The sequence below is a fragment of the Streptomyces sp. P9-2B-2 genome, assembly GCF_030406865.1.
In the GTDB taxonomy this organism is placed as follows: domain Bacteria; phylum Actinomycetota; class Actinomycetes; order Streptomycetales; family Streptomycetaceae; genus Streptomyces; species Streptomyces platensis.
The window spans coordinates 1,483,678-1,505,851 of sequence record NZ_CP129126.1 but is presented as its reverse complement, the minus strand read 5'-3'; the positions used below and the strand labels follow the sequence as shown (position 1 = coordinate 1,505,851).

General features: G+C 72.1%; 21 protein-coding genes. 8 read left to right on the top strand and 13 right to left on the bottom strand.

From position 1 onward, the window contains the following. Window positions 1-55: 55 nt before the first annotated feature. From QT196_RS06370 to QT196_RS06360, 3 genes are all read right to left on the bottom strand, one after another. The gene (locus QT196_RS06370; RefSeq protein ID WP_168478019.1) at window positions 56-766 is read right to left on the bottom strand and encodes an FCD domain-containing protein; all 711 of its coding nucleotides are present in this window, start codon (window positions 764-766) and stop codon (window positions 56-58) included. 235 nt (window positions 767-1,001) lie between these two features. Then, entirely contained in the window at window positions 1,002-1,352 is a 351-nt protein-coding gene (locus QT196_RS06365) for a hypothetical protein (protein WP_168478018.1), read from the bottom strand. 248 nt (window positions 1,353-1,600) lie between these two features. Next, window positions 1,601-2,941, bottom strand: coding sequence for a phosphoribosyltransferase family protein (locus QT196_RS06360; RefSeq protein ID WP_168478013.1), 1,341 nt, complete (start codon window positions 2,939-2,941; stop codon window positions 1,601-1,603). A gap of 146 nt (window positions 2,942-3,087) precedes the next feature. Here QT196_RS06360 and QT196_RS06355 point away from each other — a divergent pair, with 146 nt between their 5' ends. Continuing rightward, complete coding sequence (locus QT196_RS06355) at window positions 3,088-3,912, top strand: HAD-IIA family hydrolase (protein WP_290354522.1); 825 nt, start codon at window positions 3,088-3,090, stop codon at window positions 3,910-3,912. A 28-nt stretch (window positions 3,913-3,940) separates the two neighbouring features. On the opposite strand, the gene QT196_RS06350 is transcribed toward QT196_RS06355, so the two are convergent. Next, window positions 3,941-4,522 carry a dihydrofolate reductase family protein gene (locus QT196_RS06350; RefSeq protein WP_290354521.1) on the bottom strand — a complete coding sequence of 194 codons (582 nt, stop codon included), beginning with the start codon at window positions 4,520-4,522 and terminating at the stop codon, window positions 3,941-3,943. A gap of 121 nt (window positions 4,523-4,643) precedes the next feature. Next, complete coding sequence (locus QT196_RS06345; RefSeq protein WP_290354520.1) at window positions 4,644-5,357, bottom strand: histone deacetylase; 714 nt, start codon at window positions 5,355-5,357, stop codon at window positions 4,644-4,646. Window positions 5,358-5,860: 503 nt separating this feature from the next. Here QT196_RS06345 and QT196_RS06340 point away from each other — a divergent pair. Beyond that, window positions 5,861-6,628 carry a hypothetical protein gene (locus tag QT196_RS06340; protein WP_290354519.1) on the top strand — a complete coding sequence of 256 codons (768 nt, stop codon included), beginning with the start codon at window positions 5,861-5,863 and terminating at the stop codon, window positions 6,626-6,628. 100 nt (window positions 6,629-6,728) lie between these two features. On the opposite strand, the gene QT196_RS06335 is transcribed toward QT196_RS06340, so the two are convergent. Next, window positions 6,729-7,316, bottom strand: coding sequence for a nucleoside deaminase (locus QT196_RS06335; protein ID WP_266736393.1), 588 nt, complete (start codon window positions 7,314-7,316; stop codon window positions 6,729-6,731). Window positions 7,317-7,399: 83 nt separating this feature from the next. Between QT196_RS06335 and QT196_RS06330 the strand changes: the two genes are divergently transcribed. From QT196_RS06330 to QT196_RS06310, 5 genes are all read left to right on the top strand, one after another. Beyond that, a complete protein-coding gene (locus tag QT196_RS06330) occupies window positions 7,400-8,386 on the top strand; it encodes an antibiotic biosynthesis monooxygenase (RefSeq protein ID WP_248001047.1) in 987 nt (328 codons plus the stop codon). 10 nt (window positions 8,387-8,396) lie between these two features. Then, window positions 8,397-9,794 carry an FAD-binding oxidoreductase gene (locus QT196_RS06325; protein ID WP_290354518.1) on the top strand — a complete coding sequence of 466 codons (1,398 nt, stop codon included), beginning with the start codon at window positions 8,397-8,399 and terminating at the stop codon, window positions 9,792-9,794. 72 nt (window positions 9,795-9,866) lie between these two features. Then, a complete protein-coding gene (locus QT196_RS06320) occupies window positions 9,867-11,414 on the top strand; it encodes an ATP-dependent DNA ligase (RefSeq protein WP_290354517.1) in 1,548 nt (515 codons plus the stop codon). Window positions 11,415-11,418: 4 nt separating this feature from the next. Beyond that, window positions 11,419-11,892: an NUDIX domain-containing protein gene (locus QT196_RS06315; RefSeq protein WP_290354516.1), complete on the top strand. Its 474-nt coding sequence runs from the start codon at window positions 11,419-11,421 to the stop codon at window positions 11,890-11,892. Window positions 11,893-12,058: 166 nt separating this feature from the next. After that, entirely contained in the window at window positions 12,059-13,072 is a 1,014-nt protein-coding gene (locus QT196_RS06310; protein ID WP_266736401.1) for a winged helix-turn-helix domain-containing protein, read from the top strand. 23 nt (window positions 13,073-13,095) lie between these two features. Here the strand turns inward: QT196_RS06310 and QT196_RS06305 are convergent, their stop codons facing one another. Beyond that, window positions 13,096-13,572 (bottom strand): MerR family transcriptional regulator, encoded by a 477-nt coding sequence (locus tag QT196_RS06305; RefSeq protein ID WP_211117298.1) that lies wholly within the window; start codon window positions 13,570-13,572, stop codon window positions 13,096-13,098. A 23-nt stretch (window positions 13,573-13,595) separates the two neighbouring features. Here QT196_RS06305 and QT196_RS06300 point away from each other — a divergent pair, with 23 nt between their 5' ends. Beyond that, window positions 13,596-15,044 carry an MFS transporter gene (locus QT196_RS06300; RefSeq protein WP_266736404.1) on the top strand — a complete coding sequence of 483 codons (1,449 nt, stop codon included), beginning with the start codon at window positions 13,596-13,598 and terminating at the stop codon, window positions 15,042-15,044. Between the two features lie 53 nt (window positions 15,045-15,097). Here the strand turns inward: QT196_RS06300 and QT196_RS06295 are convergent, their stop codons facing one another. From QT196_RS06295 to QT196_RS06270, 6 genes are all read right to left on the bottom strand, one after another. Then, window positions 15,098-16,573, bottom strand: a complete 1,476-nt coding sequence (locus tag QT196_RS06295; protein ID WP_168478005.1) for a membrane-associated oxidoreductase — start codon at window positions 16,571-16,573, stop codon at window positions 15,098-15,100. A gap of 136 nt (window positions 16,574-16,709) precedes the next feature. Next, a complete protein-coding gene (locus tag QT196_RS06290) occupies window positions 16,710-17,702 on the bottom strand; it encodes a zinc-dependent alcohol dehydrogenase family protein (protein WP_168478004.1) in 993 nt (330 codons plus the stop codon). Continuing rightward, a complete protein-coding gene (locus QT196_RS06285; RefSeq protein ID WP_211117297.1) occupies window positions 17,699-18,574 on the bottom strand; it encodes a carbohydrate ABC transporter permease in 876 nt (291 codons plus the stop codon). The genes QT196_RS06290 and QT196_RS06285 overlap by 4 nt, the downstream gene beginning before the upstream one ends. Then, a complete protein-coding gene (locus tag QT196_RS06280; RefSeq protein ID WP_266736407.1) occupies window positions 18,571-19,554 on the bottom strand; it encodes a sugar ABC transporter permease in 984 nt (327 codons plus the stop codon). Before QT196_RS06280 ends, QT196_RS06285 begins: the two co-directional genes overlap by 4 nt. Beyond that, window positions 19,535-20,866: a sugar ABC transporter substrate-binding protein gene (locus QT196_RS06275; RefSeq protein ID WP_266736522.1), complete on the bottom strand. Its 1,332-nt coding sequence runs from the start codon at window positions 20,864-20,866 to the stop codon at window positions 19,535-19,537. Before QT196_RS06275 ends, QT196_RS06280 begins: the two co-directional genes overlap by 20 nt. A 251-nt stretch (window positions 20,867-21,117) precedes the next feature. Then, the gene (locus QT196_RS06270; RefSeq protein WP_266736409.1) at window positions 21,118-21,879 is read right to left on the bottom strand and encodes a DeoR/GlpR family DNA-binding transcription regulator; all 762 of its coding nucleotides are present in this window, start codon (window positions 21,877-21,879) and stop codon (window positions 21,118-21,120) included. Window positions 21,880-22,174 lie beyond the last annotated feature (295 nt).

Genomic DNA, 22,174 nt, shown 5'->3' with positions numbered 1-22,174 from the left:
CCGGCGACCGCGGTGGCAATGCTCAGGACAGCCGGTACGGAAGCCGGCCGCGCGCTCACCGGTCCTCCGCGGCTCGTGGTGTGCCGGTCTCGTGGCCGCGGGTGAGCTGGATGATCGCGGCCGCCGCGGCACGGGCGCCGCCCGCGTCCCGGGCTTCGATCGCGTCGACGAGCCGGCGGTGCAGGCGGGCGTGCTCCTCGGCATGGACGGCGTCCCAGGGCAAGCCCCCCAGGGACGAGGTGAGCGCCGTGCCGAGGTAGTCGTACACCTCGATCAGCAAGTCGTTCCCGCTCGCCCGGACCACGGCCCGGTGGAACAGCGCGTCGACGTTCGTGGCCGCGGACGTGTCCTCATCGGCGCAGGCCGCATCGGCGTCGGCCAGGAGCTCCCGCAGCTGCTGCAACTGACTCTCGTCGCGGCGCAGGGCCGCGGCCTGGGAGGCGTACTCCTCCAGAACGGTCCGCAGCTCCAGCACGTTGTCCCGCCGCGCGGAGCTCGCCCGCCGCACCATGACCGACTGCAGCTCGCTCGATGAACTGACGTAGGTGCCGTCGCCGGCTCGGGGCTCCAGCAGACCCAGGTGCACCAGCGCACCGATCGCCTCCCGCAGGGTGCTGCGCCCGACGCCGAGTTCTTCGATGAGGGCCTGTTCCGGCGGGATCCGCGTCCCCACCGGCCACCCGCCGGACTCGATGTGGGAGCGGAGACTGTCAACGAGCTGAGCGGAGAGGCTGGCGGTCCGCCGCGGGGCGCTGATGCGTTTCATGGCAGCACTCTATACAAACATCAGACGTTTGAACATCAGGTGCTGACTCGTAGCCAGCCCACCACGTCTGCGCTTCCATCGCCACCCGCTAAGGACGCTGTCGGCCTGTGCCACCGGGCGCCGTGCCGTTCGGATGCCGGCTCGGGCGGCGAGGTGTTACAGGCAATGCGGGTGGTAGAACGAGTACGCGCCACGCGAGATCGATAACGCTGAAGCGTGACGTCCGCTGGTTCCGCTACCGACGGGCGGTCTCCTGCACGCTGAGCAGCAACCCGTCCTCCATTACGGCAGTCACCACCCGCACGTCCACGACGGAGCCGTCCACGATGTGGCGCTCCAGGAACCGGTACACCTCGGGGGTGATACTGGTGACTTCCTCGAGCTGGATCGACAGGCCAGGCTGGCTGCCGCCCGCACTGCGCAGGGATTCGCGCAGCATCTCAAGGCCGAGGATCGCTCCATCTGTCGTCACGAGCACGAAGGACTCGTGGTGTGCGCCCAGGAATGCGTTGAGGCTTTCGGCCTCTCCATCCCTCAGCCACGCAGTCAACTGGTCATGGTGTCGAGCCAAGAAGTTTCCGTGCATCCCCCAACTGTGGCAGCTGATGCCTACCGACCGACGACTGGGGAGCGATATCGCACCAGGGTGAACGGACGTCGTTCGGGATGTGACTCGCGTCAGCCCTGGTGCCGAGGGCGCGGGCGGCTGGAGCGCCATGGGTGAGAGCACCATCGACTGAGGACCGGCGACCGGCTGAACGGCCGTCGGCTGGAAGGCAATCGGCCGAACGGCCACCGGCCGCAGGGCCGACGCGCAGGTCGCCGCGGGACCCGCTACTTCACCAAATGGCTGAGGAACCAGTCCCGGGCGAGGTCGGCGACCTGTTGGAGGGCGCCGTGCTCCTCGAAGAGGTGGGTGGCGCCGGGAATGATCTCGATGCGGGTCTCGCAGCGCAGCGCCGCCTCGGCCTGCTGGTTGAGGTCGATGACCACGTTGTCGTTGCCGCCCACGATGAGCAGCGTCGGTGCCCGTACCGCGACGAGCAGCGGTTCGGCGAGGTCGGGGCGGCCACCGCGGGACACCACGGCGCCGACGTCCGCGCCGGGCGTGGCGGCGGCCCACAGCGCTGCCGCGGCGCCGGTGCTCGCGCCGAAGTAGCCGATCGGCAGGGCGGTGCGGTCCCGGAGCCAGCCGGTGGCGGCCGTCAGCCGGTCGGCGAGGGTGCCGATGTCGAAGACGTTCGACCGGTGGGCCTCTTCCGCCGGGGTGAGCAGGTCGAAGAGCAGGGTGCCCAGGCCTGCCTCGTTCAGGGCGGCGGCGACCAGCCGGTTGCGCGGGCTGTGCCGGCTGCTGCCGGAGCCGTGCGCGAACATCACCACCGCGCGGGCGCCGGCCGGCAGCTGGAGGTCCCCGGTGAGCCGGACCCCGGCGGCGTCGATCGCCACCTCCTCCTCGACTTCCCCGACCTCCTTGCCCACCGCGGTCTCCGTGCCCGGGGACGTGGTCTCCGCGGACGGCGCGGACCGCTCCGGCCCGGGTCCGGCCGCGGCCTGCGCCAGCAGCGCCACGACCTCGTCGTCGGGGGTCTGGGAGAAGTCCCGGTACCACTCGCCGACGGCGGAGAAGGCGAACGGGGTGGAGAGGCAGACGAATTCATCGGTCGAGGTACGCAGCCGGTCGGCCGCGTCCGGAGGTGCCACGGGGACGGCGAGCACCACACGGGCCGCGCCCTGTGCGCGGACCACCTGGCACGCGGCCGCCGCGGTGGCGCCGGTGGCGATCCCGTCGTCCACCACGATCGCCGTCCGGCCTTCGAGGGAGAGCCGTGGCCGTCCGGCGCGGAAACGCTCCGCCTGGCGGGCGAGTTCTGCCGCCTCGGCGTGCTCCACGGAGGCCAGATCCGCCTGTCCGAGCCGGCCCCGGCGGACGATGTCGTCGCTGATCACCCGCACACCGCCCTCGCCGATGGCACCGAAGCCCAGCTCGCGCTGGTAGGGGACGCCCAGTTTGCGGACCACGATCACATCGAGCGGCGCCTTGAGCGCCAGCGCCACTTGGAAGGCCACCGGGACGCCGCCACGGGGCAGGCCCAGTACGACGGGCTCTTCCCCTTCCAGGTGCTGTAGCGCTTCGGCGAGACGGTGCCCCGCGTCCGCGCGGTCAGTGAACAGCACAGTGTGCACCCCCTAGCCAGGGGAGACGGGAGCTGCGTTCACACCTCACTTCGAAATAACCCCATTCGCGGCTCCTTCGCAAGTCGGACGGTGGACGGGGCCCGGCCGTCCGCCCGGCCCCGGCCGACCGTGGTTACCGTCGGCGTATGGAAGGAATCGGAGCGGTTCTGATCGATATCGACGGTGTGCTCACCGTGTCCTGGAAGGCGCTGCCCGGCGCCGTCGCGGCCATGGGGCGACTGCGCGCGGCCGGGCTCCCGCTGCTGCTGGTCACCAACACCACCTCACGGACCCGTGCCGTGGTCGCCGGGCGGCTGGCCCGGGAGGGCTTCCCCGTAGGCGTCGACGACATTCTGACCGCACCCGCCGCCACCGCCGCCTACCTGCGCGCCCACCATCCGGACGCGCGCTGTCTGCTGATCAACAGCGGCGAGGTCCGGGCTGATCTGGAGGGTGTGGAGATCGTCGGGGGAAGGGCCGACGACGAGCACCGGGAGGCGCCGGACGTGGTGGTGTTCGGCGGCGCGGGCGAGGAATTCGGCTATGCGGCCCTCAACGCCGCCTTTCGCCATCTCCAGCGCGGTGCCCGGCTGGTCGCCATGCACCGCAATCTGTACTGGCGTACGGCGGACGGGCTCGACCTCGACACCGGGGCCTTTCTGCCGGGCCTGGAACGGGCCGCCGGTGTCGAGGCGGTGGTCACCGGCAAACCGGCCGAGGCGTTCTTCGCCACCGCCCTGGCGCAGCTCGGCGCCGCGGCGCCGGAAACGCTGATGGTGGGCGACGACATCGAGTCCGATGTGCTGGCGGCCCAGCGCTGCGGGCTCACCGGGGTGCTCGTCAAGACCGGCAAATACCTGCCGGAAACCCATCGCGCGGCCACCGGTACCCCGGACCGGGTGCTCGACTCCTTCGCCGATCTGCCCGACCTGCTCGGGCTGCCCGGCCCGCCGGAGCGGCCTGCCCCCTGAGCCGGGGTGCGGCAGCGCTCTCCGGAGCTCACCCCGCCCCGGCGTCCCGGGCACGGCGGTAGTGGAGCAGGACGACGCCGTTGCCGAAGGTCCTGGTCCCGGCGAGTTCCAGGCCGGTCCTGGTGTCCGACGGCCGGAACAGCGGCCTGCCCCGCCCGAGGATGACCGGATGGACGTAGAGGCGGTACTCGTCGATCAGGTCGTGCTCCCGGAAGGACGCGGCGAGGTCGGGGCCGCCGAGCGTCATATCGCCGCCGGGCTGTGCCTTGAGCGCCATGATCTCCTCGGGGACGACCTCCCGCTTGAGGGTGGTGTGGTACCCGCCGGCCTGCTCCAGGGTCCGGGAAAACACGATCTTGGGCATGTCCCGCCAGATCCCGGCGAATTCAGCCATCGGGCCGGTCACCGCGGGATCGGCGTGGGCCGTGGGCCAGAATCCGGCCATCAGCTCATGGGTGACCCGCCCGCACAGGAAGGCGCCCATCTGCCGCAGCTCGTCGTTGACGTACCGGTGCCACTCGTCGTCGACCAGATGCCAGTCGATCTCGCGGTTCGGGCCCTCGAAGAAGCCGTCGAGGGACACCGACAGCCACACAATGATCTTTCTCATCGCGGTCCTCGCAGCGGTCGACGGGGCCGGGCCGACACCGGCCGGACGGCTCCAGTGTGCCCGGCGCGGGCGCGGTGGCGGCCGTACGCGTGCGCCCGGCGTGCCGGGGCGAGGGTGCCGGTCAGGACGGGTCGGTGAGCAGTGCCGCGATCTCCGTCGCCGTCCAGTGGCCGTCGGCCCCCGGGCAGCCGGCGAGGTAGGCGGCGGCCTGGCGGGCGCTCCATCCGTGGGAGTCCACGATGCCGGCCGCGATATGCCGCAGATAGGCCGCCGAAGGTGCGTTCATGGTGATGTCCTGGCTGCTCCACGGGGCGGTGAAGGTCACCACCGGGTCCCCGTCCAGCAGCCCCGTGCACACCAGCGTCTCGTACCGTCCGGGACCGATCCGGGCCCGCCCGCGGGTCACGGCCTCGGTGAGATCGAGATCCTCGCCGGGCTCTTGGCCCATCTCCTGAGCGGCGATGTCGGAGAACTGGGAGAGCGTCAGCAGGTAGGCCCGGGAGGGGAGTTCGGCGCTTCCCGGAAGGCCGTCCCGGGCCGGGCCGCCATCGGGGTCGTAGAAGGCCCTGCCGCCGGTCCACACGTCCGATTCGGTGGCGAAGTAGAGCAGGCCCGGCAGCATGACCGGTGCCGTGCGCGCGGGGCCGCGGGGGTCCCGGCAGCCCGGGTAGCTGCGCAGCCCACCGGCGGGCCGGCCCCCGGCCAGGTAGGCGGTCAGCCGGTCGAGATGCATGTTGGAGCCGTACGCGGCGTACCAGAGGCGGCGGACGGGGGTGCGGTGCCGGACGGCTGCGGGGGAGTCGTCCAGGGCTTCGAGGCGTCGGGGCCTGATCACACACTCACGCTACGCGGACCGAGCCGCGGGCGAGGCCCTGGTGAGCGGCCGCGGTCAACCTGGCTTGATCGTTACCACCCCGGGTTTTGCCGCGGAGGGTCTGGAGATGCGCACTGCACGGACCGGAACGGAACGGTCCGCAGGGCAACCGGCGGCCGGTCGACGGCCGGATGCCGGGGGACGGAGGCAGCATGGCGGACAAGGTGTCAGGGCGCACCGACACAGAGATATCCAGGGGCGGGACGGCGGGCCGCGACCCCGTACCCGCGCCGGACGCGAGCCGGCGCCGGATGCTCGTGGTCACGACGGCGGCCGGGCTCGGACTGCTCACGGCCTGCGCGGGCACGTCCTCACGTGCCGATTCCGCGTCCAGGGCCTCACCGCCGGGGCGGCCGGGGTCCTCCGCGTCGGCCGGGAGCGGTTCCCCGGGCCCGTCCGGCTCCGCGTCCCCGGGCCGCCCGAAGAAGCGACGCCGCCCGGAACTCCCGCGTGGCGGACGGGAATTGTTTCCGCGATACCGGCTGGCCGGGTTCTGCGGCCTGCCCGGCGCCGCGGCGCTCGGGCGGCTCGGGACCGGCGACCCCGGGCGGCGGGCCGCCGAGGCGGAGAAGGTGGCGCACTCCTTCGCCGCGGGGCGCGAACCCCTGCCGGTCCTCGAACTCCTGGCGACGGTCGCCAACTCCGCGGCCGGCCCGGACGGTATGTACCGCTCACGGACGCCCGCCGCCACCATCCGCCGCTTCCACCGGGTGGCGCGCGAGCGCCGCGGGCTGCTGCTGTTGAACATCCAGCCGGGCCGTGCCGCGGTGCTCGACGAGGTCAAGGCGCTGCGCGACTGGCTCGTCCACCCGGACGTGGGGATCGCCTTGGACCCGGAGTGGGAGATGGGCTCCGGCGAGGTGCCGGGCGACACCTACGGGAATACCGACGGCCATGAACTGACGAAGGTCGCCCGCTATCTGTCCGGTCTGGTCGAGAAGCGCGATCTGCCGGAGAAGCCGCTGGTCTTCCACCAGGTCGCCACGTCCGTCGTGGGCGAGCAGTCGGCGCTGCGCCCCCAGCCCGGTGTGGCGCTGATCAAGAGCGCCGACGGTATCGGCTCGCCCGGTCTGAAGCGCGGGACCTGGCGCAAGCTCGTCCACGATCTGCCCGACGGCCTGCACACCGGTTTCAAGCTCTTCTACGAGGAGGACGCCGAGGGCAGCCGCCTGATGACGCCGAAGGAGGTACTGGCCCTCCGGCCGCAGCCGGAGTACGTGATGTACGAGTGAGCCGCCCGGAACGCTTCGGTCCGGACGGCTCGGGGGCCGGGGCGCGGTAGCGGCCCGCCGCGACGGTCACTGTGCCGTCGCGGCGGGCCGTGATCCGTCGTCAGTACGCGTGCCGGTCGGGCCGGCCGGTCCACGCCGCATAGGCGTTGGCGCCCAGTTCGGGGTGGATCTGTTCGATCTTGATCCGCCGCTCAGTGAGAGGCCGCTTGAAGTCCTCGTACTGGAATGAGTCGTCGAAGCCGATCCGCGCGGTGTCCTCCAGGTCGCAGCTGTAGTACACGGCGTCCATCCGTGACCAGTAGATGGCGCTCATGCACATCGGGCAGGGGGCGCCGCTGATGTAGATCGAGCAGCCCTGGAGCATCCGGGCGCGCTCCGGCAGCGGGTCCGGTGAACCCTCGGGCCGGGCGACGTACTCCAGTGTGCTCTCGTTCTGACGCTCCACGGCGATTGACGGAGCCTCAGGGTTGAGGACCTGGATGGCCTTGCTGATGGTCTGCATCTCGGCGTGAGCGGTGGGGTCGCCGGTCAGCAGAACGCGGTTCTGCCCGCGGGCGAGGATCTCGCCGTTGCGTGTGATCACCGCGCCGAACGGGCCGCCCCAGCCGTTCTCCACGGATTCCGTGGCCAGCCGTACGGCCTCTGCGAGGAGTTCTTTGTCTTCCATCACGGACTCTCCGATCGGCATCGATTCCTCAGCGTCCTCTGCGGAACGGACTGCACAAATGCCCAATTTGCCCGATAATTCCCCTATGAACTAGGCTACTCGATGTGAGTTCCCGTGCAAGCCGTGACCCCACGGCGCTCAACGCCACCGTTGTGACCTCGCAGAAGGTGCGCGAGGGCCGGGCCGACGAGTATCAGCGCTGGCAGGACCGGGTGAATCGGGCGGCCGGCGAATTCAAGGGTTTCGTGGGCGCCGAGGTATTTCCACCGGTCGCCGGCGATGCCAATGAATGGGTGGCCGTATTCCGCTTTTCCGCCATGGACTATTTGACCGCATGGCTGAATTCGGACCGGCGGCAGGAGTTGCTGGACGAGGCGCGCGGACTCTTCGAAAGCCCCCCGACGCAAGAGGTTCTCCAGGGCGGCACTCCCGCTCAGCCGGCTCAGGAGGCGGTCACGGCCGTGATCTCCCACGAGGTGAAGCCGGGCTGCGAGGACGGGTTTCTGAGCTGGCAGCAGAAGACGCTCAAGGAGCAGGAGAAAGCGCCGGGTTTCATGGGGTCCGAGCTGTTCGAGCCGGTGGCGGGGGTGCAGGACAACTGGGTTGTCGTCTTCCGGTTCGAGTCGCGTGCCTACCTCGACGACTGGCTCACCTCCGACGTACGCAGCAAGCTGCTGGAGGAGGGGAGCAGATACTTCACCTCCTACGACATGAGCAAGGTGGGTTCGTCGTTCAGCGGCTGGTTCTCGTTCGACCACGGCGAGGACCGGAGCGCACCGCCCAACTGGAAACAGGCCATGTCCGTTGTGCTGGCGCTCTATCCGACGGTGATGGTGCTCAACCTGACCGTGGGATACGGGCTGGAGAAGCTCGGAATCCGGGAGTACATCGGGCTGTTCCTCTCCAATGTGCTGAGCGTCAGCGCACTGACCTGGCTGCTGATGCCGACCGTGAACCGGGCGCTCGCCTTCTGGCTGGTGCCCGCCCGGGCCCGCACCCGCCGGGTGCAGGTGACCGGTGTCGCGGTGATGCTGCTCTGCTACGTGGTGTGCATCGGCGTCTTCGGCCTGATCACCGGCCAGATCTGGTGAGGAGGTGGCGATGCGCCCACGGGCACCGGCAGTGGGGGCGGACATCGAGGGCACGCTGATCCGGCGGACCGACCCCGGCTACGAGGACGCCCGTACCGGCGCGGTGTGGAACGAGGTCACGCCCCCGCGACGCCCCGAACTCATCGTGCGGGCCGCCACGGAAGCGGATGTGGTGCAGGCCGTCACCTGGGCCCGTGCCCAGGGCCTGCGGGTCTCGATGCGCTCCGGCGGGCACAACTGGTCCGGTTCACCCCTCCGGGACGGGGGCCTGCTGCTCGACCTCTCCGGGCTCCGGCAGTGCGGTATCACACCCGCCCAGGGCACCGCCCCGGCCACCGCCACCGTGGGCCCCGCCGCCACCGGTCAGGACCTGGTCGCCGCCCTCACCCCGCACGGCCTGGCCTTCCCGGTCGGGCACTGTCCCACGGTGGCGGTCGGCGGATTTCTGCTCAGCGGCGGTCTCGGCTGGAACTCCCGCGCCTGGGGGGCGTCCTGCGCCGATGTGCGGGAGATCCGGGCCGTCACCGCCGACGGGCGGACGGTCATCTGCAGCGACACCGAGCACCCCGACCTCTTCTGGGCCGCCCGGGGCGCCGGGCCGGGATTCTGCGCGGCCGTCACCGGCTTCCGTCTCGCCCTGCACCCGCACCCGGCCTCGGTGTTGACGACCGCCCTCACCTTCCCGCTGGCCGATGTCCGGCAGGTGACGGAGTGGGCGGAGCCGCTCGCGCGCCGCCTCCCGCCGTACGTCGAGACCGCCTTCGTCCTCGCGGCCTCCGGCCCCCCGGCCACCAGCGCTCCCCGGGGGCCCCGGATCACGGTCGCCGCCACCGCGTTCGCCGCCACGGAGCACGAGGCCCGGCAGGCGCTGGAGCCGTTCGCCGACTGCCCCTTCGGGGAATGCGCCGTCACCCGGCAACCGCCCACGCCGGTGTCCTTCGCCGCGCTGCACGAGGGCGCGGCGGCCATCTGGCCGCCCGCACACCGGTACGCGGCGGACACCCTGTGGTCGCCGGAGAGCCACGCCACCCAGCTGACCCGGATCGCCGACGCGGTCGCCCACGCCCCCTCCGGGAAGTCCCTGGTGCTCTCGCCCGTGCAGCCGGTCTCCCAGGAACCCGCACTGCTGCGGAACATGGCCTTCGCCCCGCTCGGCGCGTCCTACCTCGTCTGCTACGCGGTCTGGGACGACCCGGCCGGTGACCAGGACAACGCGCGCTGGCTGCGGGACGCCATGGCCGCCGCGGACCCACGGGGCGAGGGCTGCCACTACATCGCCGAGACCGACCTGGAGGCCGACCCCGCACGGGCCCGGCGCTCCTACACCCCCGCCACCTGGGACCGCCTCCAGGAGATCAAGGCGCAGTGGGACCCGGAAAACCGCTTCCACTCCTACCTGGCCCCGTGACGCCACCGGGGGCGGGGCGCGGAGCTGCCCCCAGGGGGAGCGGGGACGGCGCCGCGGGGGCACCATGGCCCTATGCTGCTGGCGCATCTCGCACAGGTATCGGGAGACGTCGCCGCCACCCGGGCGCGTTCGCGGAAGATCGCGCTGCTGGCCGGGCTGTTCCGGGCCGCGGCGCCGGAGGACGTCCCGGTGGTCATCCCGTATCTCGCCGGACGGCTGCCCCAGGGCCGGATCGGGATCGGCTGGAGCGTGCTGCGTGAACCGGTGCCGCCCGCGGACCGCGCCACGCTGACCGTACGCGAGGTGGATACCGCGCTGACCGCCCTGGCGCGGGTCTCCGGATCCGGGGCGCAGGGGCAGCGGCGCGGACTCGTCCGGGAGCTGCTCGCCGCGGCGACCGCCGAGGAGCAGCGGTTCCTGACCGGTCTGCTCACCGGCGAGGTACGGCAGGGCGCGCTGGACGCCATCGCGGCCGAAGGGCTCGCCGCCGCGACCGAGGTGCCCGCGGCGGACGTACGGCGCGCCGTGATGCTGGCGGGCTCGCTGCCGGACGTGGCGCGGGCGCTGCTCGCCGAGGGACCGGCCGCGCTCGCGGACTTCCGGCTCACCGTCGGCCGGCCCGTCGGGCCGATGCTGGCGCACAGCGCCAAGTCGGTGGCCGAGGCGGTCGACCGGCTCGGCGCCTGTGCCGTGGAGGAGAAGCTCGACGGCATCCGCGTCCAGGTGCACCGCGACGGACCGGACGTCCGGATCCACACCCGCACCCTGGACGAGGTCACCGACCGGCTCCCCGAGGTCACCGCCCTCGCCCGGGAGCTGCCGGCCGCCCGCTTCATCCTCGACGGCGAGGTGATCGCCCTGGACGGCGCGGGCCGGCCGGTGCCGTTCCAGCGGGTCGCCGGGCGGTTCGGCTCGCGGGTGGACGTCTCCGCCGCGCAGGCCGCGCTGCCGCTGTCCCCGGTCTTCTTCGACGTGCTGTCGGTCGACGGCCGCGACCTGCTGGAACTCCCCGGCGAGCAGCGGCATACGGAGCTGGCCCGGCTGGTCCCCGAGCCGCTGCGGGTGCGCCGCCAGGTGGTCACCGACCCCGCCGACCCCGCAGCCCGCGCCGCCGCGGAGGAGTTCTGGGCCGAGACCCTGCGCCGGGGCCATGAGGGCGTCGTGGTCAAGGCGCTGGACGCCCCCTACAGCGCGGGCCGCCGCGGCGCCGCCTGGCTGAAGGTCAAGCCCGTGCACACCCTGGACCTGGTGGTGCTGGCCGCGGAGTGGGGCCACGGCCGGCGCACCGGGAAGCTGTCCAACCTCCACCTCGGGGCGCGGGACCCGGACGGCGGTTTCGTCATGCTGGGCAAGACCTTCAAGGGGCTCACCGACGCCGTCCTCGGCTGGCAGACCGAGCGGCTGCGGGAGCTCGCGGTGGCGGACAACGGCCATGTCGTGACGGTGCGTCCGGAACTCGTCGTCGAGATCGCCTACGACGGGCTCCAGACCTCCTCGCGCTACCCGGCGGGTGTGACCCTGCGCTTCGCGCGCGTGGTGCGCTACCGGGAGGACAAGACCGCGGCCGAGGCGGACACCGTCGAGACGGTGCTCACCGCGCACGACGGCGGGGACGCGTAGCGCCATGGCCGGGAAGCGCAGTGCCGGACTGCTGCTGTACCGGGGCACGGCGACCGGGGTCGAGGTGCTGCTGGCGCACATGGGCGGGCCGTTGTGGGAGCGGCGGGACGCGGGGGCGTGGACCGTGCCCAAGGGCGAGTACGTACCGCCGGAGGAGCCGTGGGACGCGGCCCGGCGGGAGTTCGAGGAGGAGCTGGGCATACCGCCTCCCGACGGGCCCTGTCACCAGCTGGGCGAGATCCGTCAGTCGGGCGGCAAGGTGGTGACGGCCTGGGCCGTCGAGAGCGATCTCGATCCGGAGCAGGTGGTGCCCGGCACCTTCGAGATGGAGTGGCCGCGCGGCTCCGGGGTGCTCGCCGCCTTTCCCGAGATCGACCGGGTGGCCTGGTGCGGCCCGGACGAGGCGCGAACGCGGCTGGTCGCGGGCCAGCGGGTGTTCCTGGAGCGGCTGGCGGAACGGCTCGCGAGCGGGGCCTGACCGCGGGCGCCGCGCACTCCCCGGCTTCACCACCCGCGCAGGCGGCATGCCACCACTCGCCCTGGACACCCCCGTTCCCACCCGGCAATCTGGCGGCGGGGCCGTGCCACCAGGTCCCGAACGGGGGGCCCTGGTCACAGGGTCATGAGCATGCCGCGGGGGCCGCATGTTGCGTATTCACTTCGAAGACCGGGATGTCGCGCGGGTACAGATAGCCGCCGAACCCGATCCACTGTGGGAAACGGTGCTCGCCCTGCACCATGTCGTCCCACCGGGGCGCGGGGTGCCGGTGTACGGCGCCTGGCGCGCCCGCGCCCGCCGCGAACTCGACGCCCGGGGACTGACCCGCGCCGCCCGGCTGATCAGCGCACTGGCCCCGGCCGACGCCCGCTACTTCCCGGACTTCCTCACCCCCGACGCGGCCCGCGACGGGCTCGCCGCCGGGCTGGCGGCGCTGCGGGATACCTCCCCGGTCCGGCTGACGGCGGAATCCGCGCGGGCCGGGCTGCCGGACCGGCTCCCGCGCTGGACCGGCGCACTGGCCGCCGGAAGCCGGGAGCCGCTCGACGAACTGGCCCGCGCCTTCCGGGAGGTGCACCGCGCGGTGATCGCCCCCGACTGGACCGAGGCGGCCGCCACCGTCGACTCCGACCGCGGTGCCCGGGCCCGCGCCCTCTGCCGGGGCGGTGTCGACGGCATGCTCAACAGCCTCCGCCCGGCGCTCCGTTGGGAGCCCCCGGTGCTGTACGTCGACTACCCCCAGGACCGCGAGCTGCGGCTGGGCGGGCGCGGGCTGCGGCTGATCCCGTCCCACTTCTGCTGGCGCAAACCCATCGCGCTGGCCGACCCCGGCCTGCCACCGGTGCTGGTCTACCCCGTGGAACACTCCACGGCCTGGGCACCGGCCACCACCCGCAACTGTCATCCGCAGGCGCTGTCCACCCTCCTCGGCCGCACCCGGGCCCGTATCCTCGCCGCACTCGACGCACCGGCCACCACGGGGGAACTGGCCCGCCGCTTAAGGGTCTCCGCCCCCTCGGCCAGCGAGCATGTGAGCGCCCTGCGCGAGGCCAACCTGGCCCGCAGCCGACGGGACGGCGGATCGGTCATCCACGCCCTCACCCCGCTCGGGACGGCCCTGCTGCACGGTGAACTCGCGCCCGTCCGGCTGCCGCACTGAGAGGTGCCGGGGCGGCGCGCCGCTCAACGGGGCTCGACGGGTGCCCAGAGCCCTCCGGCGTCGCCCGCGGCCAGACTGCCCCGATAGATATCGATCTTGTGCTCGATCATCTTCAGGTTCTCCTGGGTCTCCGCCAGTTTGGCCAGGACGTCAGCGCGGTGGGCTTCCATGAGGGCGAGCCGTTCCGCCTCGTTGCCCGGTCCGTCGGCGACCAGTTCGGCGTACCGGCGGATGCCCCTGATGGGCATGCCGGTGGCGCGCAGCTTGGTGCAGATGACGATCCACTTGAGGTCGATCTCGCGGTACCGGCGGCGGCCGCCGCTCGTGCGGTCGACCGGGCTGATGACCAGGCCGGCCCGCTCGTAGTAGCGGAGCGTGTGTGCGCTGACCCCCGTGCGGCGGGCCGCCTCGGCGATGGTCACGCCCTCCGCGGGCACCGCGGCGGGCCGCGCCTTCGGTTCGGAGGCACCGGATGCTGAGTGCTGCTTGATTTCGAGCACGCTCTAAATCCTAACGTCGGGCCATGAGTTCATCCGTGCTTTCCCCCGCGGCGGCCGCACAACTGAGCCCGCGCCGCAAATCCCTGGTGCTCGCGATCTGCTGCGTGAGCATCATCGTCGTGGTGATGGACATTTCCATCGTCAATGTCGCGCTGCCCAGCATGGGACGCGACCTGCACGCCACCGAATCCGGCCGTCAGTGGGCGGTCGACGCCTACACCCTGGTGCTGGCCGCGTTCCTCGTGCTGGCCGGGGCGACCGCGGACCGGGTCGGCCGGCGGCGCGTCTTCCAGGCCGGTCTCGCGGCCTTCGGCCTCGGGTCGGTGCTGTGCGGACTGGCCCCGGACATCGGCTGGCTGATCGCGGCGCGGGCGCTGCAGGCCGTCGGCGGGACCATGCTCAACCCGGTGGCCATGGCGATCGTCGCGAACACCTTCACCGGCGCCGCCGAACGGGCCCGGGCCATCGGGGTCTTCGCCTCGATGTCCGGACTGGCGCTGGCGCTGGGTCCGATCCTCGGCGGCGGGCTGGTCGACGCCTTCGGCTGGCGGTCGGTCTTCTGGATCAACGTCCCGATCGTGGCCGTGGCGATCGTGTGCGCCGCGCTGTTCGTACCCGAGTCCCGTGCCGAACGGGCCCGCCGGTTCGACCCGGTCGGGCAGGTCCTGATGGTCCTGGTCATGAGCAGTGTCGTCTACGCGATCATCGAGTCCGGCGCACTCGGCTGGACCTCGCCGGTCATCCTCGGGCTGCTCGCCGTCGCCGCGTTCGGCGTGGCTGGCCTCCTCGGATACGAACCGCGCCGCGCCGACCCGCTCCTGGAACTGCGCCTGTTCCGCAGCGTGCCGTTCAGCTCCGCGATCGTGATGGCGCTGTTCGCCCTGTGCGGCTTCGGCGCGTTCCTGTTCGTGACCACCCAGTACCTTCAGGACGTGCGCGGCCTGTCACCGGTGGCGGCCGGGCTGTGCCTGCTCCCGGTCGGGCTGCCGGTCCTGGTGGTGGCGCCGCTGACCGGGCGTGTGGTCGGCACGCGCGGTCCCCTGTTACCGCTGGTGGTGGCGGGGACGGCGCTGGCCCTCGGCGGCGGCCTGTCGCTGGGGCTCGGCCCGGAGACTCCGCTGCCGGCCGTGCTGGCGGTCCATCTGCTGTTCGGCGTCTTCCTCGGCGCGGTCAACCCGCCGATCACCAACGCGGCGCTCGCCGGGATGCCCCGCTCGATGGCCGGGCTGGCCGGCTCGCTGGCCTCCACCGGCCGCCAGGCCGGCACCACCCTGGGCGTCGCGATCTCCGGGACCCTCATCGGCCCGCAGATCGCCCTTGGCGGAACGGCGTTCACGGGCGCGGCGCACCGTGTGTGGTGGATGCTCATCGCACTCGGCGCGGGCATCCTCGTCCTCGCCGCGGTCAGCGCCGGCCCGTGGGCACGCGCCACGGCCGAACGCGCGGGCATGATGGTCGACTCCCAGCCGTGAGGCGGGAGTTGCGCCGGGCGCCGCGGACGGCGGGCGTGGGTGGGGACGCCCCGCTACTGGCGGGCCAGGGAGCGGGTGATGCCGGTCGCGATCGTCGTGGCCAGCGTCCAGCCCGTGATGACCAGCAGATACGAGAGCCACTGGTACCCGCCCCGCGGTGCGAAGGCGCCCTCCTGTCCGAAGCCGATGATCGGCATCAGCAGATCGAGCGTGTAGAAGAAGGGGTTGAATTCGGGGGCCTCGTCGCTCTTCAGCGGGCGTGGCGGGTGCAGGGCGAAGGCGAGGGCGCCGATGAGCAACAGGGCCAGCAACCAGCCGGCGGCCCGCATCGGACGGAAGCCGTAGCCGACCGTGGCGTCCTGAAGGTGCCCCCAGACCTTGGCGTACCAGGGCAGGGTGCGGCGATGGCGGCGGAGTTTGGCCAGCAGGACGGTGCGGGCGGCGGCTTCGTCCCCGGCCGCACGGTAGGCGCCGGCGAGCTGCTCGTACGAGTACGACACATAACCCGCGCGCTCGCGCTCCAGCACCGGGAGCCGTTCCTCGGCGGGCAGGTGCGGGAGCAGCGAACCGTAGGTGAGCCGGTCGAGCTTGACCTCGTCCGGCCAGACCTCCGGCGGGACGAACAGCACATCGAACTGGGCGCGGCGCAGATTGACCGTGCCCACCACGGGCTTCGCCTCGCGCAGCCACATCTCGCCCGCGACGCAGCTGCTGACGCGTAACGCCACGCCACCCGGGTTGGCGAGGGCGGCATAGGCGAGGTTGAGCTGGCCACCGATCCGGGCACCGCGCAGGTCGACCCGGCCGTGGGCCCGCAGCCGCATCGCGTGCACGTCGGTGCCGACGCTGAGGGTCTGGGCCTCCAGCGCGTGATCGCCGGGGGCGTTGAGCTGTGCGTCGTCGAGTGTGATCTGTCCGCCGACGGTGGCGCCGTTCAGCCGGATCCGGCCGTGGGTGACCAGGCCGGGAGCCCAGAGGTCGGTGCCGATGTCGGCGTGGTTCAGCTGGAGAACGGGTTCCTCCGGCGGCTCCGTGGCGGCCGGATCGCCGAAGTGGGCCCCGTTGGCGAAGACCGCACCGGATGTCGTCACCCCGGCCAGCCGCACCGGCCCCTTGATACGGCAACAGGTGAGGCGCAGCACTCCATCGACGTGGAGGTGTCCGGCCGTGAGACCCGGCAGGACCGAGTCGTTGAGCGCCAGGATGCGCAGCCTCGCGCCGTACAGGTCCGGGGTTTGGCCGAAGTAGCAGGACCGCAGTCGTACCGGGTGCTCCACCCTGCCGTACTTGAGGTTCAGCTCCCCGGTGATGCGGGCGCCCCACAGTTTGATCCCGGCTATCTCGCCGTCCCGTGACGGCCCGTTGAACAGCAACAGCCGGAGCACCGCGGCGCGTACGGTCCGCTCGGGGCCCCAGGTGGCGCCGTCGGCGGGGTCTTCGTCGGCGTTCTCCCGGAAGTCGACGCCCTCGCCGAGGGGGAACGCCTGCCAGACACGGCGTTCCGCTGGGGTGAGCCTGGTGATCTCCACCGGCCGGATGCTGTCGCGCGGGTCCGGGAACTGTCAACCAAGAACTGTGCGGCCGGCCTGCCGCATGTCCCGCGTCTCGCTCAGGAGTTGGCGCCCGCCCCCGGGGCGGCCACTGAGGGACCGCCCCGGGCTCCGCTCACGGCCGTACGAGAATCTTCCTGCCCTCGCCCGCCCGGAAGCGGCCCAGCGCCTCCGCGTAGCGGTCCAGCGGGAGCCGGTCGCTGATGAAGACCTCCGGGTCCAGCACGCCCGCCGCGAAGAGTTCCGCGGCGCGTTCATAGCTGTGCAGGACGGCCATCGAGCCGGTGATGGTGATCTCCTGGTTGTAGATGCGGTAGGGCTCGATGGTGGCGCGGGCGGCGTAGTCGGCGACGCCGAACTGAAGGAAGGTGCCGCCCTTGCCGACCCGCCCCAGCGCGTCCTGGATGGCCTGCTCGTTGCCGGTGGCGTCGATCACCACGTCCCAGCCGCGCGGGCGGTCCAGCTCGTCGGCGGAACCGGCCGCGGCACTGCACCCCAGCGTGCGGGCGGTGGCCAGCCGCTGCGGGTTGATGTCGACGACATCGACCCCGGCGGCACCGGTGCGCTTGGCGAGTTCGAGCATCATCAGGCCCATGGTGCCCGAGCCGTAGATCAGGACCCGGGTGCCCAGTTGCTGGGAGCGCAGGATGTCGTAGCCGCGTACGGCGCAGGAGAGCGGCTCGATCAGCGCCGCGTCCTCGGTACGGATGTGCTCGGGCAGCTTGACGCAGTTGCCGACCGGGGCCACGGCGAACTCGGCGGCGCCGCCCGCCGTGGTCACCCCGATGGCGGCCCAGCGCTCACAGAGGTTGTTGCGGCCGATCCGGCAGTAGTGGCACTCGAAGCAGTAGAGCGACGGGTCGACGGCCACCCGGTCGCCCTCGGCGAGTTCGGTGACCGCGCTGCCGGTCGCCACGACCGTACCGGCGAACTCATGGCCCGGCACGACCGGCAGGGTGGGCGCGAACTCGCCCTGGAGGATGTGCAGATCGGTGCCGCACAGCCCGCAGGCGGCGACCGAGACCACGACCTCGCGGGGGCCGGGCGCCGGGTCCTCGACGGTGGCGACCTCGACGGTCCCGGGGGCGCTGATCACTGCGGCTTTCATTTCACGGCTCCAAGCGACAGGCCCTGGACGAGTTTGTCCTGGGCGGCGAACCCGGCGGCGATCACCGGGAGGGAGATGACGGTGGCGGCGGCGCACACCTTGGCCAGGAACAGGCCCTGGCTGGTCACGAGTCCGGTCAGGAACACCGGCGAGGTGCCGGCCACGATCCCGGTCAGGACCCGTGCGAACAGCAGCTCGTTCCAGCTGAAGATGAAGGAGATCAGGGCCGTGGCCGCGATGCCCGGCATGGCGACCGGCGCCACGATCCGGGTCAGGGTGGTGGTCAGACCCGCACCGTCGATCGAGGCGGCCTCCAGCATCTCCACCGGGACCTCGGCGAGGAACGAACGCATCATCCACACCGCGATCGGCAGATTCATCGAGGTGTAGAGCAGCACCAGCAGCCAGATGCTGTCGAGCATCCCGGTGTTCTGCGCGACGAGGTAGACCGGCAGCAGCCCGGCCACCAGCGGCAGCATCTTCGTGGACAGGAAGAAGAAGAGGACATCGCTCCACTTGCGCACCGGCTTGATGGCGAGGGCGTAGGCGGCGGGCACCGCCAGCAGCAGCACCAGCAGGGTGGAGGCGACGGAGGCGGTCAGCGAGTTGATCAGCGGCGGCCAGGGGCTGACACCACTGCCCGCGCCGAAGAACTCGCGGTAGCCGTGCAGACTCAGCCCGGCGCCGACGCTCGGCGGATTGGTCGCCGCGTCCGTCTCGCTGTGGAAGGACGTCAGCACCATCCAGGCGACCGGCAGGAAGAAGCCGATCCCGCACAGCCAGGCCAGCAGGCCCAGCACGGTGCCGGTGTGGCGCCGGCGCCGGGTGCCGGGGGAGCCGGGGCGGCGCGGGGTAAGGAGCGGGCGGTTCATCGGGTGACCTCCTCGCGCAGCAGGGACGAGACGGTGCGCAGCGCGAAGGTCGCCACCAGCAGCGAACACAGCACCACGACGACGCCCTGCGCGGACGCCCGTCCGTAGTCATGGGCCTGGTAGAAGGTCTGGTAGATGGTGTACGGCAGGTTGGCCGTGCCGAGGCCGCCGGACGTGATGGTGAACACCGCGTCGAAGTTCTGCACGACGTACACCGTGCCCAGCAGCGCGGCCAGTTCGAGGTAGCGGCGCAGATGCGGCAGGGTCAGATAGCGGAAGATGTCGAAGGCCGAGGCGCCGTCCATCCGGGCCGCCTCGATGGCGTCGCTGGCCCGGCTCTGTAGCCCGGCCAGCAGGATCAGCATCATGAACGGCGTCCACTGCCAGATCAGCGACACCTCCACCGCGGCCAGCGGCGAGTCGGTCATCCAGTCCGGCTGCGGCGGGTCGTCGCTGCCGAACAGCCCCCAGATCCAGGTCAGCGAGCCGTTGAGCAGCCCGTACGAGGCGTTGTACAGCGCGTGCTTCCACAGCAGGGCGGAGGCGACGGGTACGACCAGGAACGGCGTGATGAGCAGGGTGCGGACGATGCCGCGGCCGCGGAAGCCACGGTCGAGCAGCAGCGCCAGCCCCAGCCCGAGCAGCAGGCTGACCAGCACCACGGTCACGGTCAGCAGCACCGTCGTACCCACCGAGGCCCGCATCGCGGGATCGGTGAAGACCGCCCGGTAGTTGTCGAAGGCGGCGAAGCCGCGGTTCTCGGGCGCCAGCGCGTTCCAGCGAGTGAAGGAGATCACCACGGTGGCCACGAACGGCAGTTGGGTGACGATGATGAGGAAGACCAGCGCGGGAAGCAGCGGGGCGCGGCGGGCCCAGTTCCTCGCCCGCTCGGTGCGGCGGGCACGGGCCGCCGGGGCACCGCCGCGCTGCACGGCTGCCGCCTCGGCCGCGGGGGCCGGTTCAGTGGTCTGTATAGGCATCGGACACCTCCTGCGCCGGTCGCCGGCTGTTCTTCAGGGCCTCGGACACACTCTGCTTCCCGGCGATGGCCGAGCTGATCTCGTGCGACACCTTGGTGCCCAGGTCGGCGAACTCGGGGATGCCGACGAACTGGATGCCGGGGGCCGGGCGCCGCTGTACGCCGGGGTCGCCGGGCCGGGCCGAGCGGATCGCCCGCTCGGTCGGTCCGGCGAACGCGCCGGATGCCTTGACGTAGGCCGGATCGCGGTAGAGGGAGGCCCGCTTGCCGCCGGGCACGTTCGCCCAGCCCAGCTCGCGGCCCACCAGCCGTTCGTAGTCCTTGCCCGAGGCCCAGCGGATGAACTTCCAGGCCGCGTCCTGGTGCGTACTGGCCTTCTGTACGCCCCACGCCCAGGTGTAGAGCCAGCCCGCGTCCCGGGTCCGCTCCACCGGCGCCGGTGCGTAGCCGACCTTGCCCGCGACCTTGGAGCCGTCGCCTTCCAGCGAACCGGCGCCGGCCGTCGCGTCGTACCACATGGCGACCTTGCCCTGCTGCATGTCGTTGAGGCACTCGGTGTAGCCGGCCTGCGGGGCGCCCGCCTCCCCGTGCTTGCGGACCAGATCCACATAGAACCGGGTGGCCCGGGTGAATTCCGGGCTGTCGACCCGCGGTTGCCAGTCCTTGGTGAACCACGTTCCGCCGAAGGTGTTGACGACGGTGCTCAGCGGGGCGGCCAGCTGGCCCCAGCCCGGCTGGCCGCGCAGACAGATCCCCTTCATGCCCTTGCGGAACCCGTCCAGCTTCGCCGCGAGGGCGGCCACCTGGTGCCAGGTGGGCCGGGCCGGCATGGTCAGCCCGGCCTCCTTGAGGAGGTCCTTGCGGTACATCAGGAAGGAGGACTCGCCGTAGAAGGGCTGGGCGTAGATCTTGCCGTCGGCGGCCGTGAGGGAGGAGCGGACCGGCGGGAGGATGTCGCCCTGGTCGAATTCCCGGTCCTTGGCGGCACGGGTGCCCAGTTCGGTCAGCCAGCCGTTGCGGGCGTAGATGGGCGTCTCGTAGTTGCTGACGCTCGCCACGTCGTACTGCCCGGCCTGGCTGGAGAAGTCCTGGCTCATCTTGTCGCGCAGATCGTCCTCCGGCAGCACGGTGAAGTTCACCTTGACGCCGGTCTCCTTGGTGAAGTGCTCGGCGGTGAGCCGCTGAAGATCCACCATCTGCGGGTTGTTGACCATCAGGACGTTGATGCTGCGGCGGCTCTCGTTGCCCGCGTCGCCGGCGCCGCGGTAACAGCCGGCGGTGGACAGCGCCAGGGCCACGGCGAGGGCGGTCAGCCCTAGGGAGCGGGCGCCGCGGCCTGGTCCGGGGGGTCGTGCTCTCACGGCTCGTACCTTTCTGGGGACAAGGGGGCGTGCGTGTCCGGCGAATGCCGCACAAGCGGCGGTTCCGGGGCGTACGGCGCCGTTTCGCGGGTACGCCCGGGAGCCGTCCGACGGCCGGCGGTGCGGGCCCGGCCTTCGGCGGTCAGCTGTGGGGGATGTGGTGCCGCGGTGCGGGGCCGGTCGTCCGGCGGCCCCGGCCCCGGTCAGACCCGGAGCACCTGCGGCCCCAGGAGCGAGTAGCGATGCGCCTCCGGCGCGGACAGCCCCGCGTCGGTGACGATCGTGTCGAAGTCACGCACCTCGGCGAACCGGCAGAAACTGCTGGCGCCGAACTTGCTGTGCACCCCGACCAGCACCCGCCGCCGCGAGGAGCGGACGGCCTGCTCCTTCACCTCGGCGACCGCCGGATCCGGGGTGGTCAGACCGTGCTCCCGGGAGACGCCGTTCGCCCCCAGGAACGCCAGGTCGATCACGAACCGGGCGAGCATGTCCCGGGCCCAGGAACCCACCGTCGCCTGCGTCCCGGAGCGGACCCGGCCGCCGGCCAGCAGGACGGTGGTGGATTCGGACGCCGCGACCAGCGCAGCGGTGCGCAGCGAGGCGGTGAGCACGGTCAGCGGGCGGTCGGTGGGCAGCAGCGTGGCGACCAGCTCCGGGGTGTAGCCCTCGTCGACGAAGACCGTCTCGGCCTCGCCGACCAGTGCCGCGGCGGCCGCCGCGATCCGGCGCTTCTCGTCCACCTGCTGGGTCTCCCGCCGGGCCAGCGTGGTCTCGAACCCGGCGCTCTCGACCGGGTACGCCGCGCCGTGCGTACGCCGGACCAGGCCCCGGCGCTCCAGCTCGCTCAGATCGCGCCGGACGGTTTCCCGGGCGACCCCGAATTCCGACGCGGCCTCGGCGACCTCGATCCGGCCGGACTGCCGGGCGAGCGCGAGGAGGCGATGCTGGCGTTCCTCGGCCCTCATGGCTCACTCCTGCCGCTTTCTGTGTGCTTCCGGTCTGCGTTCGGTCACGAGGCTGCCCGTTTCCGCCCGCATCAGGTTTATAGCAACCGGGGCGGCGCCGCAGGCTGCCCGTCACAGCAAAAAACCTGACCGTTTCCACCCGCTTCCGAACGCTGTCAGCCTGGCCGTACGCACGAACGGGTGCCCGTACGGCACGTGGGGAGGGTCCGTTCGGGCGCGGCGGGCCGGGGCGGCGGCCGGGGCCGTCCGATGTGCGCCGGCCGGCCACCGCGGTGGTGCAGCCGGCGGCGGCGCT